At 60.5% G+C, this 14,274-nt stretch carries 12 protein-coding genes; 9 read left to right on the top strand and 3 right to left on the bottom strand.

From position 1 onward, the window contains the following. The first annotated feature begins 475 nt into the window (after window positions 1-475). Genes coxB through JO965_RS08040 form a run of 5 tightly spaced genes read left to right on the top strand, consistent with a single transcriptional unit; the run spans window position 476 to window position 4,904 of the window. Window positions 476-1,282, top strand: a complete 807-nt coding sequence (coxB, locus tag JO965_RS08060) for a cytochrome c oxidase subunit II (RefSeq protein WP_203443163.1) — start codon at window positions 476-478, stop codon at window positions 1,280-1,282. A gap of 60 nt (window positions 1,283-1,342) precedes the next feature. Further along, the gene (gene ctaD, locus JO965_RS08055) at window positions 1,343-3,124 is read left to right on the top strand and encodes a cytochrome c oxidase subunit I (protein WP_203443162.1); all 1,782 of its coding nucleotides are present in this window, start codon (window positions 1,343-1,345) and stop codon (window positions 3,122-3,124) included. Further along, window positions 3,117-3,821 (top strand): cytochrome c oxidase subunit 3, encoded by a 705-nt coding sequence (locus JO965_RS08050; RefSeq protein WP_203443161.1) that lies wholly within the window; start codon window positions 3,117-3,119, stop codon window positions 3,819-3,821. Before ctaD ends, JO965_RS08050 begins: the two co-directional genes overlap by 8 nt. Window positions 3,822-3,835: 14 nt before the next feature. Next, on the top strand, window positions 3,836-4,558 hold the full coding sequence (locus tag JO965_RS08045; RefSeq protein WP_203443160.1) for a heme-copper oxidase subunit III family protein: 723 nt from the start codon (window positions 3,836-3,838) through the stop codon (window positions 4,556-4,558). Window positions 4,559-4,568: 10 nt separating this feature from the next. Beyond that, window positions 4,569-4,904, top strand: coding sequence for a cytochrome C oxidase subunit IV family protein (locus JO965_RS08040; protein WP_203443159.1), 336 nt, complete (start codon window positions 4,569-4,571; stop codon window positions 4,902-4,904). A 59-nt stretch (window positions 4,905-4,963) separates the two neighbouring features. Here JO965_RS08040 and JO965_RS08035 read toward each other — a convergent pair whose 3' ends face one another. Beyond that, window positions 4,964-5,788 (bottom strand): DUF2189 domain-containing protein, encoded by an 825-nt coding sequence (locus JO965_RS08035; RefSeq protein ID WP_203443158.1) that lies wholly within the window; start codon window positions 5,786-5,788, stop codon window positions 4,964-4,966. 187 nt (window positions 5,789-5,975) lie between these two features. Beyond that, complete coding sequence (locus JO965_RS08030; protein ID WP_203443157.1) at window positions 5,976-7,364, bottom strand: dipeptidase; 1,389 nt, start codon at window positions 7,362-7,364, stop codon at window positions 5,976-5,978. A gap of 167 nt (window positions 7,365-7,531) precedes the next feature. Between JO965_RS08030 and JO965_RS08025 the strand changes: the two genes are divergently transcribed. From JO965_RS08025 to JO965_RS08010, 4 genes are all read left to right on the top strand, one after another. Continuing rightward, entirely contained in the window at window positions 7,532-8,725 is a 1,194-nt protein-coding gene (locus tag JO965_RS08025; protein ID WP_203443156.1) for an adenylate/guanylate cyclase domain-containing protein, read from the top strand. A 66-nt stretch (window positions 8,726-8,791) separates the two neighbouring features. After that, complete coding sequence (tam, locus tag JO965_RS08020; protein WP_203443155.1) at window positions 8,792-9,565, top strand: trans-aconitate 2-methyltransferase; 774 nt, start codon at window positions 8,792-8,794, stop codon at window positions 9,563-9,565. 170 nt (window positions 9,566-9,735) lie between these two features. Then, entirely contained in the window at window positions 9,736-10,293 is a 558-nt protein-coding gene (locus JO965_RS08015; RefSeq protein ID WP_203443154.1) for a FecR domain-containing protein, read from the top strand. 9 nt (window positions 10,294-10,302) lie between these two features. After that, window positions 10,303-12,174 carry a CHASE2 domain-containing protein gene (locus JO965_RS08010; protein WP_203443153.1) on the top strand — a complete coding sequence of 624 codons (1,872 nt, stop codon included), beginning with the start codon at window positions 10,303-10,305 and terminating at the stop codon, window positions 12,172-12,174. 65 nt (window positions 12,175-12,239) lie between these two features. Here JO965_RS08010 and JO965_RS08005 read toward each other — a convergent pair whose 3' ends face one another. Then, the gene (locus tag JO965_RS08005; RefSeq protein ID WP_203443152.1) at window positions 12,240-14,120 is read right to left on the bottom strand and encodes a tetratricopeptide repeat protein; all 1,881 of its coding nucleotides are present in this window, start codon (window positions 14,118-14,120) and stop codon (window positions 12,240-12,242) included. Between the last annotated feature and the right edge of the window lie 154 nt (window positions 14,121-14,274).

Genomic DNA, 14,274 nt, shown 5'->3' with positions numbered 1-14,274 from the left:
AGATCACACGTGGCATTAAGGAAAATATACTTCAATAGAAGCTGTTCAATCGCTCAACCAAATGCCATTCCGACAATGTTTTACCAGCAAGCCAATAACATTCTATCTTGCCACAAAGCCAATTCGACCGGCGATTTCTCGACTTCGCCAAATGTGGCGAAAATGAGGACTAACTGTGACCGGCAGGAGAGCGACGTTCATCTTTATCGACCAGGAGCCCGATTTACCGACCAGGAGCCGATGGCCAAGGCTCATTGACCAACCGGTCGGCCCGGTGTAATTTTTTAATTTAGCTATTGGCTTATTTCGAAGTTGCTCCGATGTAGAGCGACCAATATCAAGCCAATGTTGCTTATAATTTTGTTTTGGTTGAGTCCTCTTGTAGAGTTTCCCGACCAAAAACATTGTAATGGCGTACAAGAGTTATTGCCTTCTGCTTCAAATCCGAGGCCTCTAACGGCAAGGATGGTGAGGAATGGCTGTAGCGCTCATATTGGTTCTGGTCGCCGTCGGCTCGGTCGTATTCCACCTCGTGAGCCCTTGGTGGTGGACGCCGATTGCCTCGAACTGGCGCTATATCGACAGCACGATCATCATCACCTTCTGGATCACCGGTGCCGTCTTCGTCGCCATCGTTCTCTTCATGGCCTATTGCGTCTATCGGTTCCGCCATCAGGCCGGCCGACAGGCCCATTACGAGCCTGAGAACAAAAAGCTCGAATGGTGGCTGACCGTCGTCACCGGCATCGGCGTAGCCGCCATGCTGGCGCCCGGGCTGTTCGTCTGGCAGCAGTTCATCACCGTTCCGGAAGATGCGACCGACATCGAGATTTTCGGGCAGCAATGGCAATGGAGCTTCCGCCTGCCCGGAGCGGATGGTCAATTGGCTACCTCGGGCGCGCATCTGATCAGTCCCGACAATCCCCTCGGGCTGAACAAGGACGATCCGAAATCGCAGGACGATGTCGTCATCGAAGGCGGCGAATTGCATCTGCCGGTCGGCAAGTCGGTCAAGGTGCTCCTGCGCTCGGTCGACGTCCTTCATAATTTCTATGTGCCGGAGTTGCGAGCCAAGATGGACCTGGTCCCGGGTCAGGTTTCCTATATCTGGTTCACGCCGACACGAACGGGGACGTTCGACATCCTCTGCGCGGAACTCTGCGGCGTCGGTCACTCGCAGATGCGAGGGAAGCTCGTAGTTCAAGAGCAGAGCGAATATCAGGCTTGGCTGCAGGATCAGGTCGCGCGCAGCTTCGCGCGCCTTGCACCCGCGGCCAACTGAAGAGGCGGTTGCGCCTCATGAGACGGAGAAGGAACGGAATACACCGAGGAGAGCTTTCTGATGGTCGATGTGCCGCTTGGTCCGGCCGGAGCCGTTGCACCGGCCGATGTTGAAGATGTCGAGCTCTATCATCCTCATAGCTGGGTGACGAAGTACGTCTTCAGCCAGGATGCGAAGTTCATTGCGATCCAGTATTCGTTCGTCGCCCTCTCGGTGGGACTGGTCGCCCTCGTGCTGTCATGGCTGATGCGGTTGCAGCTCGGCTTCCCCGGCGCCTTTTCCTTCATCGATGTCAATGCCTATTACCAGTTCATCACCATGCACGGCATGATGATGGTGGTCTACGTGCTCACCGCCTTGTTCCTGGGAGGTTTCGGCAATTACCTCATTCCCCTGATGGTCGGCGCGCGCGACATGGTCTTTCCCTATGTCAACATGCTGAGTTTCTGGGTCTATCTGCTGGCCGTCCTGGTTCTCATCGCGAGCTTCTTCGCGCCCGGTGGCCCCACGGGAGCCGGTTGGACGCTGTATCCGCCGCAGGCCATTCTCTCAGGCACGCCGGGAGGACAGGAATGGGGCATCATCCTGATGCTCGCTTCCCTGATGATCTTCATCATCGGCTTCACCATGGGCGGCCTGAATTACGTGGTGACGGTTCTGCAGGCACGCGCGCGCGGCATGACGCTGATGCGCATGCCGCTGACCGTCTGGGGCATCTTCACCGCGAGCTTCATGGCCCTGCTGGCCTTCCCGGCCCTGTTCGTCGGCGCCGTGATGATGCTGTTCGACCGGATTTTCGGAACCAGCTTCTTCATGCCGGCGATCGTCGAGATGGGCCAGCCGCTTGATCGCAACGGCGGCAGTCCCCTTCTCTTCCAGCACCTGTTCTGGTTCTTCGGACATCCGGAAGTCTACATCGTCGCCCTGCCCGCCTTCGGCATCGTCTCGGACCTGATCAGCACCCATGCAAGGCGCAACATCTTCGGCTATCGCATGATGGTCTGGGCGCTGCTCGCCATCGGCGCCTTGAGCTTCGTCGTCTGGGCACACCACATGTATGTGAGCGGCATGAATCCCTATTTCGGGTTCTTCTTCGCCACGACCACGCTGATCATCGCCGTGCCGACGGCGATCAAGGTTTACAACTGGATCCTCACACTGTGGCGCGGCAACATCCACCTCACCGTTCCGATGCTCTTTGCCCTCGCCTTCATCGTCACCTTCGTGAACGGGGGCCTCACGGGCCTGTTCCTCGGCAATGTGGTGGTGGACGTTCCCCTATCAGATACGATGTTCGTCGTGGCCCATTTCCACATGGTCATGGGCGTGGCCCCGATCCTCGTGATCTTTGGCGCGATCTATCACTGGTATCCGAAGGTGACCGGGCGCATGCTGAACGACACGCTCGGCAAGCTCCATTTCTGGGTCACGTTCCTCGGGGCCTATGCGATCTTCTTCCCCATGCATTATCTGGGGCTGATGGGCGTTCCACGGCGGTATTACGACATCGCCGACATGTCCTTCGTTCCGCCATCGGCTCACACGCTCAATGCCTTCATCACCATCGCGGCCCTGATCGTCGGCGCGACCCAGCTGGTCTTCGTCTTCAATCTCTTCTGGAGCCTGCGCTACGGCAGGCCGTCCGGCGGCAATCCCTGGCGGGCGACCACACTGGAATGGCAGACGCCCGAGACGCCACCGCCCCATGGCAACTGGGGGAAGGACCTGCCGGTCGTCTATCGCTGGGCTTACGATTACAGCGTGCCCGGAGCCGATCAGGATTTTCTGCCGCAGAACCAGTCCGGAATCGCACGCACAGTGCCGGGTTCGTCCCATGGGTAGCATCCTCCTGTTCCTGAGTGTGCTGGCCGTCATCGGCGCCTGGTGGCTCTCACGGCAGGGGCTGGCATCCAAGCCCTGGCTGGAACAGGGAACGGCAAGCACTTTGCCGGAAGGAAATATCACGCCAACTCCTCCGTCCAAGATCGGACTGAACGTCTTTCTCGCCGTGGTCGGATCGTTGTTTGCGCTCTTCATCAGCGCCTACGCGATGCGGATGCAATTGCCCGACTGGCGCACAGTGCCAGTGCCGACCATCCTGTGGCTCAACACCGTGATGCTTGCCTTGAGCAGCGTTGCCCTGCACGGAGCAAAGCGTGCCGCTGCGCGCGGAGAAATGCCTGAACTGAGGCTAGGTCTGCTCGCAGCAGGAATATCCGCGCTGGCGTTTCTCTCAGGTCAACTTCTGGCCTGGCGGCAGCTGAGCAACGAAGGCTACCTTCTGGCGGCCAATCCGGCGAATGCCTTCTTCTATGTCCTGACCGGCATGCACGGCCTTCATCTGCTCGGTGGATTGGTGGCGCTGGGCAGGACTGCCGAAAAGGCGTGGCGCGAAACGGTCGCGGAGCGTTTGCGACTGTCCGTGGACCTCTGCGCCACATACTGGCACTTCCTGCTCCTGGTCTGGCTTGTCTTCCTCAGCGTGCTGACGGGTTGGGCTGGTGAATTCGTGGATATCTGTCGGCAGTTGCTGACTTGAGGGGAGTTCTGCGCATGGCGGAACAGGTTCTGACGGATTTACGAACGGCTCATACCGAGCCCTCGGGCCTGCGCAGCGTCGCGGCCGACTTCTCCTCGGACCGGCAGGCCTTCAGGAGCGTGTCCTGGGGCAAGGCCATGATGTGGATCTTCCTGCTGAGCGACACCTTCGTCTTCAGCTGCTTCCTGATCTCCTACATGACCGCGCGCATGTCCACGACCGTGCCGTGGCCCAATCCGAGCGAAGTCTTTGCGCTCACCATCGGCGGCACGTCTCTTCCCCTGATCCTGATCGCGATCATGACCTTCGTGCTGATCAGCAGCAGCGGCACGATGGCAATGGCGGTGAATTTCGGCTACCGCCGGGACCGTAAGAAAACCGCCATCCTGATGCTGGTGACGGCGCTGCTCGGCGCCACCTTCGTCGGCATGCAGGCCTTCGAGTGGACCAAGCTGATCCATGAGGGCGTCCGCCCCTGGGCCAATCCCTGGGGCGCGGCCCAGTTCGGTTCGTCCTTCTTCATGATCACGGGCTTTCACGGCACCCATGTGAGTTTCGGCGTGCTGTTCCTTCTCATCATCGCCCGGAAGGTCTGGCGCGGCGATTACGATCACGCCCGAAAAGGCTTCTTCACGAGCCGCAAAGGCAATTACGAATCCGTCGAGATCATGGGACTCTACTGGCACTTCGTCGATCTGGTCTGGGTCTTCATCTTCGCCTTCTTCTACCTTTGGTAAGAGACACGTCATGGCACAGGCAACGGCACATGCGCAGGGGCAGCAGCATCCAATCAAGCTTTATCTGGTCGTCTGGGCTTGGCTTTTCATCCTGAGCGCCTGCTCGTATTTCGTCGATTACTTCCAGCTCCAGGGCCTGCTCAGATATTCCCTCATTCTTCTCTTCATGATGCTGAAGGCAGGGCTCATCGTCGCCGTCTTCATGCATATGGCCTGGGAGCGTCTGTCGCTGGTCTATGCCATCCTGGTGCCGATCAGCGCGGTTCTGGTATTCGTCGCGATCATGGTTCTCGAGGCGGATTACACGCTCCTGTCCAGAATCGTGTTCTTCAATTCCGGCTCCTGAACAGCATGGAGGCGGCCCGATGACCGGGCCGCCTCCAGATTTCTTCGCCTGAACGTCATTTACCGCACGGGATGTGCCTCGTCAGGATGAGGAGGTTCCACGACCCGGCGATAGAGATGCCAGGTTGCGTGTCCAAGCACCGGCATCACGATGGCAAGGCCGACGAAGAGCGGGATCAATCCGATGAGGAGCGACACCGCGACGATGAGGCCCCATAGCGCCATGGTGAGCGGGTTCATCGCCACTGCCTTGATTGAGGTATAAACCGCAACGGCCGCGCCGACATCGCGGTCGAGAAGAAGCGGGAACGAGATCACGCTGATGCTCAGCACCGCCACGGCGAAGACGAAGCCGATGATGTTGCCAAGCACGATCAATCGCATGCCCTCGGACGTCGTAAGGACCTGATTGGTGAGTTGCGCAAAGGATGTCGGCACCTCGTAGCCGAAGATTGACTGATACAGAAGGCGGGCCGTCGTCAGCCACACCAGGAAGATGGCCAGCAGCAGGACGCCGAGCGCGATGATCGACGGGATCGACGGGGACTTCAGGACGTTGAACGCGTCCTGCCAAGTGGTCGACAGGCCGAGTTCCCGCCGCCGGCTGATCTCGTACAGACCGATGCCCGCGAACGGGCCGATCAGCGCAAAGCCCGAGGCCAGGGGGTAGAGAAGCGGCAGCGCATTGTTGCTGAAGGTGAGCGCGGCAAGGCAGACGCCGACGATAGGATAGATCAGCCCGAGGAAAACCAAATGGGACGGCATGGCCCAAAAATCATCGAACCCCTTCGTCAGGGCTTCTTTCAAATCGGCAGGCGTAATCTTTCTGACGACAGGATGTGCCGGAGCCTCGCTTGCGCCGGCAACAATATGAAAATTGGCCATAATCGCTCCTCCAGGGCTTTACCTTGGCAGTTGAGATCACGGCCATGCGTGCGTGTCATCCAGCGGGTCACGCGTAACCGTAACCTATGCCTTGAGTATAGGATGAAACGATCAGGCTGTCGCCATGGATCCGCGTAACGTGAATCCATGGCGCTGATTTCGACATACGAAATTCAAGCCATGCTTCTTATTTCGCAAGCGCGGCCAATATTCGGGCCCATGAGCGAATGCCGTGATGGAAGCTTGACAGATCGTATTTCTCGTTCGGCGAATGGACCCGGTTATCGAAGCGGGCGAAGCCGACCATGAGCGCATCCATGTTGAGCATGCGCTTGAAATCGCCGACGATCGGGATGGAACCGCCCGTTCCTGCCAGTGCCGCCTCGCGGCCCCACTCCTCCGTGAGAGCATCCAGGGTCGGCTTGAGCCAAGGCCCATCCAGCGGCAGGCTGAGCGCCGGGCTGCCGCCATGTTCCTTGAACGTCACGGTGCAATCCGCCGGAATACGAGACTGAACATGAGCCCGGAAAGCCTCCCGGACCTTGGCCGGGTCCTGTCCCGTCACGAGGCGGAACGAAACCTTGGCGGAAGCCTTTGAGGGGATGACCGTCTTGAAGCCCTCGCCCGTATAGCCCCCGACGATCCCGTTCACTTCGCAGGTCGGACGCGCCCAGACCTGCTCCAGCACGCTACGTCCTTTCTCGCCGGCCGGAATGCTCAAGCCCACCTGTCCGAGAAAGCCGGCCCCGTCGAATGGCAGGCGGTTCCATTGATCCTTCACTTCAGCGGGAAGTTCCTGCACGCCGTCATAGAAGCCCGGCAGGGTGATGCGTCCATCGGCATCGCGCAACGTCGCGAGGATCTCGGTCAGGAGATGGATCGGGTTGCGTGCGGCGGAGCCGAACATGCCGGAGTGGAGATCCTTGTCGGCACAGGTGATTTCCACCTCCTCCCCGACCAAACCGCGCAGCATGGTGGTGATCGCCGGCGTATCGTGGTCCCACATGTCGGTGTCGCAGACGAGAGCGACATCCGCCGCCAGTTCGTCTTTGTGAGCCACCAGGAACGGCTTGAGGCTCGGGCTGCCGGATTCCTCCTCGCCTTCGAGAAGGACCGACACACGGACCGGCAACTCGCCCGATACCGCTTTCCAGGCCCGACAGGCTTCGATGAAGGTCATCAGGGCGCCCTTGTCGTCCGACGCGCCCCGCGCGACGATCCAGGTATCGCCGTTGGGAGCCGCCACGAGAGTCGGCTCGAAGGGCGGCGTATTCCACAGCTCGATGGGATCGACAGGCTGCACGTCATAGTGGCCGTAGAACAGTACATGCGGCCCCTTGGCTCCTTGGACCTGATGCCCCACGACCATGGGATGGCCTTGTGTCGTGCGAGCCGAGGCATCGAAACCCAGTTGCCGCAGTTCCGCCGCCAGCCATTCCGCCGTCCGACGGCAATCGTCCTTGTAAGCCGGATCCGTCGAGATGCTGGGGATGCGGATGAGTTCGAAGAGACGCTCGAGACTCTTGTCCAGATCGGCATCGATACGGTCGAGAACGGCAGGAAGCTGGTCGGTCACGGAAGGTTCCTCATGATACGCCGCGAAGAATTGGCAACAGCACCCGCGCTCAAGGCGGGACGCGCCGTTTTACCGCCTCCCCGTCGCAGGCAAAAGGGGAATCCTCGCGTCCACGTGAAGACATCCGCCCGCCCGAACGTTTGCCAGAACCCCGCCAGGATGGTCAGATGGATCATCATGGCGGGACAGGTACGAGCGCTATGGATCGAATTGATGGGATAGGGCGCTGGCTGGTCGATCAGGCGCCGCGCGAGAATGTGAAGGGTCTGTTTGCGGGCTTCTGCCGCGAGGTCGTCCGGGTCGGTTGGCCCGTCTGGCGCGCATCCCTTGGCCTGGAGGTGCTGCATCCGGAAGTCAGCGGCTGGCAGCATGTCTGGATAGACGAGAGCCTCTCCGTGCGGGAATCCGACCGGGCCACAGCGGCAACATCACCGTCGTATCTGAACAGCCCGACCCGCATCGTGGACGAAACGAGCAGGCCTTTCCGTCGCAGGCTTGATGAGCCCTGTCCCGACATGCCACTGCTCGAAGAGCTAAGGCTATCCGGAGCGACGGATTACATCATGTATCCGTTGCCATTCCTCGATCAGACCCGCACGGCCGCCATCTCGTTTGCCACGCAGGATCTGCAAGGATTCGATGAGGCAACCATCGACAACCTCGAACGCGCAGCGATGATGCTGAGCCCCTATCTGGAACGACATGTGCTGCGCCGTATCGCCATCGATCTGCTCGACACCTATGTCGGGCCTCGAACAGGTCAACGCATCATCGAGGGTCGGGTGGATCGCGGCGCGGTGGAATTCATCGAGTCTGCGATCTGGTTCACCGATCTTCGCGGCTTCACCCATTTGTCGGAGCAGGCACCGATTCCGGATGTGCTGGCCGATCTGAATGCTTGGTTCGGCATCATTGGGGAAGTCGTCGAAGCCCATGGCGGCGAGGTGCTCAAGTTCATCGGCGACGCCGTACTGGCAATCTTTCCGACATCTCCTGAGCAGGACAGCACGGCCGTGTGCCGGAACGCCCTTGCTGCGGCACGCGAATTCTGTCTGAGAACAGATGCCGAAAACCAAGTCCGCAGATCGGCAGGCAGCGCTCCTCTGAGACATTCTCTCTCCCTGCATTTCGGAGAGGTCGCCTACGGCAATGTGGGCGCATCTCATCGACTGGATTTCACGGTCATCGGCCCCGCCGTGAACCGAGCAAGCCGGCTTTTGGATCTGGCGAAACAGCTTGATCGAAAGGTGATTGTCTCAAGGGCCTTTGCACGGGAGGTCGATCTGCCCCTCGCCGACCTCGGTCGCCATCGGCTGCGAGGCATTGATCGTCCTCAGCAGGTTTTCGCTCTCCTTGAATAGAGTTTTGCTGTAGGTGTCACATCCATGCTTTGCGGCTTCGCAGACTGGAATGAGGAGGACTTTCCGTTGGTGGACTGGAATGCGGGACTATACCTGAAATTCGAGGACGAGCGCACAAGGCCATCCATTGATCTGCTTGGGCGCGTGCCCTTGGAAGAGGCCACGAGTTGCGTCGACATCGGATGCGGCCCCGGGAACAGCACGGAGTTGATCGCCAAGCGCTATCCGGCAGCACGTGTCCTTGGAATCGACAATTCGCCGGACATGCTCGCCAAGGCACGAGCACGGTTGCCGGATCTGCGCTTCGAGGAAGCAGACATCGCGAATTGGCAGACGGACGAACGTTTCGATCTGATCTTCGCCAATGCCGTCCTGCAATGGCTACCGGGACATCCCGGTCTTCTCAAACGCCTCGTCTCCTTCTTGAAAGACGGAGGATGTCTTGCCGTTCAAATGCCGAACAATCTGAACGAGCCCTCCCACCGGCTTATGGCGCAGATTGCGCAAGAGACACGATGGGCAGAGAAACTGTCCTCCGCGATTAAGGCAAAAGAGACGATCGGATCGTTCGAGGATTATTATGGCTGGCTGCGGCAGGCCGGGTGCGCTGTCGATATTTGGCAAACGACCTATATTCATCCCCTCGATGGCGCCGAGGCGATCGTCGAATGGTTCAAGAGCACCGGGCTGAAGCCTTATATCGACCCGCTCTCGCCGGAGGAGCGCTCCGAGTATCTGCGCCGATACCATGCTGCGATCGCACAAGCCTATCCCACTCAGCAGGACGGGAAGGTCTTGCTGCGCTTCCCACGCCTCTTCTTTGTCGCACGGCGTCAATAGATAGAGGATCGGTGGACAAGAGAGGCGCCCTGCAGCATCCGGGGCTGGTCCAAGGCATGTTCAGGGCCTGTCCTTCCCTAGCCCTTCGCAAGCCTTCATAGTATTATAACCCATCAAAATCTGTATGCCTTTCACGATGACGGCCGGTCCTTTGGCGACGGAGTTACATCATGGCATGGGATCGAACAGGTCGTCGGGTGAGCGGCCTTGCAGTTATCGAGTACATCCTGCCTGTTCTTCTTGCTCTCTTTCTGTTTCCCGAGAAAGCACAGGCGCAGAATGCCGGGTGCGCGCTGCAGGCTGCAGCGGCGCCACAGAGGCAGATTCTCCGCTGTCGTGACGGGTTGACCATCGAGGCCGAGGCCGGAGCCGAATACAGTCTCGTCGATCGGAACAGGGATAACCAGCCCGATGCGGTCAGCCTGCGGAGCCGCGCCATTTTCATCGACGCACCGACACGAATCGGCAGGCAAGGCTTCGAGACCCTGACCCCTCAGGCCATCGCAGCCGTGCGCGGCACGCAATGGGCCGTCGATGTGGCTGGAGGCAAGACAGCCGTTTTCGTCGTGACCGGGCGCGTATCCGTCAGGCGGTCGAGCGGCAGAACGGCCAGCGTCAATCTCGGTCCGGGGGAAGGCGTGGATGTGGAACCGGGGACGGCACCTCTGGTCGTCAGACGATGGCCCGCCGCCCGCGCGTCCGCTCTCTTGGCACGCTTTGGGCGATAGAATCCGAAAATGGGTCGGCACCATGTCTTCACCCTGATCGCGGCGGTTTTGGCCGGTCTCTGGGGTGCAGGGCTTGCGCTGTCGCATTGGCAGGGCCACGCGTCCTTCCTCGACCGCGTGGAAGCGCCCCTCACAGATTTGCGCTTTCTGATCCAGGGCCCTCGCCCGGCTCCGGACGCGGTCACCATCATCGCCATCGATGACCAGACGGTTCACGATGCAGGGTCCTATCCCCTCTCCAGATCCACCATGGCCCGTCTTGTTTCAGCGCTCGGGAGCATGAAGCCGAAGGCGATCGCTCTCGACATCCTGTTCATCGATCAAGGTCCGGCAGAAGGCGATCTTGCACTCACCGGTGCCCTTCGCGAAACGCCGAGCGTTCTCGCCGCTGCCGGCCTGTTCAGGCGCGGCGCGCAGGATGCACCCAATTCCACCGGTGATAACCTTGAGGGGCTTCCTGCCGCGCAAAGTCTGCTTCTGCCGCTTGAAACACTGGCGAGCGTCGCGGCTCTCGGGTTCGTCAACATTGCGACGGACGCATCGGGCGTTCCGCGCCATATCCCTCTCTTGCTGCGGTCGACCGGTCAGATCCTGCCATCCTTTCCTTTGCGGACCGTTTCCGTTGCCGTAAAGCAGGATCCTGTTCTTCACCAGGACGGTATTGACATCGGCGGCATACCGACGAGCACCGAGAGAGGATACGCCCTGCCCCTGCGCTTCTATGGCCCTGGCGGCACTATTCGCACGATCAGCGCGGGTCATATCCTGAACGGCAATGTTCCAGACGATGCGGTTCGCGACAAGATCGTCGTGATCGGCGCGACGGTCACGGGCGGTGGCGACACTTTTCCGACCCCCTTCGATCCAGTCATGCCGGGTGTCGAGGTTTTGGCGACAGCCATCACGCATCTGATGGAGAGCGACGGGCTCGTGCGTGACCGGCATGTTCGTCTCATCGATGCCGCGATGGCGGTCATTCTGCCGGTTTTGTTCGTTATCCTTCTCTCCTGGCATCGCAGCATCTGGGGATTTGCTCTCATCGCCGGCATCGTCACTCTATGGATCGGAGTGACGATCGTGGCATTCACACGCGGCATCTGGCTCAGTGCGACTCTGCCTCTTGCAGCAGCTCTGCCTCCTGCCATTCTGTTTGGAGCGGCGTGGCTCTGGCTTGATCGCAACCGGGCGGAGTTCTTGAGCGTACAAAGCAGGACCCTGCAGAGCTTCCAGCCGCCGAGTCTGACCGAGAGGCTGACAAAGGATCCGACCTTTCTCGTAAAACCAGTCCGTCAACAGGCTGCGTTGATCTTCATCGATCTGTCGGGATTCACAGGCCTGACCGAAATCCTTCCTCTCGACCAGACACGCGAGGTTCTTCGAAGCTTCCACACTCTTGTCGACCAGGAAACCGTGCGCAACCACGGCATCGTCGCCAGCTTCATGGGAGATGGCGCCATGATCGTGTTCGGGCTTCCGGACCCTTCTCCTCAGGATGCCGGCCATGCTCTGGCAGCCTGCGTTGCCCTTTGCATGCACATGGAGAGTTGGCTTGCGGCGCTGCCACTGCCGATCGCATCGCGGATCGGCTTCAAGATCGGCGCCCACTACGGACGGATCATCGCATCGCGGCTCGGAGGCGACAGCCACCAGCACATCACGACGACCGGCGATACGGTCAATGTGGCAAGCCGGTTGATGGAAGTGGCAGCCTCTCATCACGCCGATCTTGCTTTGAGCGATGCCCTCTACCAAGCCGCGGGGCCGGCGCGCTCGGTTCTTGCCTCCGGGGTCCTCGATGGGCCATTTCCCACGGCGATCCGCGGTCGGGCGGGCTTGCTTCCCGTCTGGTTCTGGCGGAGAGACACATCACGGATGACCTGATGGAGAAAGGCTCCGATAACATCCACCGGAGCCTTTCTCCATGATCGCAATCCGATGACGCTGGTTCAGAGTTGATCGGGTACCGGCATATCCGTGCCGAACCAGTTCTTCTGCATCAGCGTCTGTGCTTCCTCGACCGTTTTCTGATCACCGCGCGCCTTTGCAGCAAGAAGCAATCCGGCGGCTGCCCAGCCGTTGTTCGGTGAGCGCTGGAGCGCTGCACGGAAAGCGTCCTCAGCCTCCGCGGGCTTTCCCTGGGCCATCAGCGCCGCCCCGAGGGACTGATGCACCGGATAGTACCAGTATGGCGGCTCCATATAAGGCAGCCGATCCTGGATGGTGGCGGCCTCCGCGAACAACGTGGCGGCCTTGGCCTGATCGCCCGCCGCCTGTGCGATCCGCGCCTCGACCTCGCGGGCTGCAATGGTCAACACGTCAGGTCCGGGCACGCCGGCATCGGGCAGAGCCGTGACCTCCGGTCTCTTCGCCAAGGCGTCAATTGCAGCAGCTTCCGCACGCGCTTCATCCGCACGCCCGAGACGGGCCAGAGCAACGCCGCGCGCATAGTGCCAGGAAGCTTCGACCAAGGGAAAGTCACCCTGCGGCTTAGGAAGCGCCAGTACATCCTCGGGCTTCGAGAAGAGAGCATGGGCGTTATATGGCGCAGCAGCGATCGGCTGCGTCCACGGAACCTCACGCTTGGCGCGATCCGAGACGATGCCGGACAGTTTTTGCGCCGCATCGAGGGTCGTCTGCCCATCGCCTCCCGTCAGGGCGGAGACCATGACGAAATGGACGTTGTGCGCGTAATAGGCCTCGGAATAGAGGAGGCTCGCACTGTCCTGCTTCAGGAAAGCTTCATCGGCCGCCGCCGCACGCACATTCGCGTCGAGACTCTCGCGCCAACGGCCGAGGCGATACCAGATATGGCTCGGCATATGCACCAGATGCCCGGCGCCCGGAATCAACTTCTCCAGCCGTTCCGCATGAGGCGCCGCCTGCTCCGGATGGTCCGAGGACTCGATGGCATGGATGTAGAGATGGATGGCGCCCGGATGATCGGGATCTGGCTCCAAAGGTCCGAGTTGCTTCGTCCCGAGAACGCCCTCGATCAGGGCAACCATCCGCTCCGTCTTTCCTTTCGGCGTCTTGCCGCCATCCGCCCAGTAATCCCATGGCGTTAGATTCATGATCGCATCGGCGGTGAGCAGTGCCACATGAGCATTCTGTGGGAAGCGGGCCTGCACGGCTTCCATGGCATCCGCATAAGCCTGGTCCAGCGCCTTGCGATCAGCCGAGGGATCGGGTGAGTGCCGCTTTGACAGCGCTTCTACCAGGGCAACCTGCAGGTCGCCGCCGTTCGGTGCGAGGCTCCGCGCTTTCTCGAGCACGACGACCGCGCGCGCATTCGCATCGGCGTCCATCGGATAGTTGATATGCGGGCCGAGCACCCAGGCCTCACCCCAGAGACACATGGCGCAGTTCGGATCCAGGTCCTGCGCGGCCCGGAAGGCGCGCGCCGCTTCCGCATGATTGAAGCCCCAGCCCAGCCGATAGCCCTGATCGAAATAAGCCTGAGCCTGCCCGTTCTTGTCCTTGGTCACGGCCCAGGAGAGCTGGCCGAGATTATCGTAAAGAGGCGGCTTCCCATCCGAGCGCGGGGCGGCAGCTCCCTTTGGCAAGTCACGGCTGTAAGTGCCGAGCTCTGTGCGCTTTGGCTGAGCCTCCTGCGGCTGCGATTGCAGTTGCGCGACATTCATATGATGTCCGGCGCCATGCTGGCCCGGCTTCTGCAGGGCATGCAGCATCCGCACGCGCGGGCTGTCGTGACTTCCGAGCGGACAGGCCGCGGCCGGCCCTGCCGCGAGAATGGCCAAGATGGCAGTTGCGGAGAGAAGGACGGATCTTGCTGAGAGACGGCAGCGCTGAGCGATGAAGGTCGTCATGAGCACAGATTCCCAGGTTGATGGAAAGGCGGAGCGCCCGCAGGCGAGATCGTCCGACGCCGGGCGACGAACGCGACCAACTCAGCCCGATTGTGCCCTGAAGTTCACTTGCTCAGGAGAGGCGATCATGACAACGTGAGAGGGCAAAACTGCC

Source organism: Microvirga sp. VF16 (assembly GCF_016864375.1).
In the GTDB taxonomy this organism is placed as follows: Bacteria; Pseudomonadota; Alphaproteobacteria; order Rhizobiales; family Beijerinckiaceae; genus Microvirga.
Note: the sequence above shows the minus strand (reverse complement) of the source record. Positions and strands in the feature narration are given on the sequence as shown.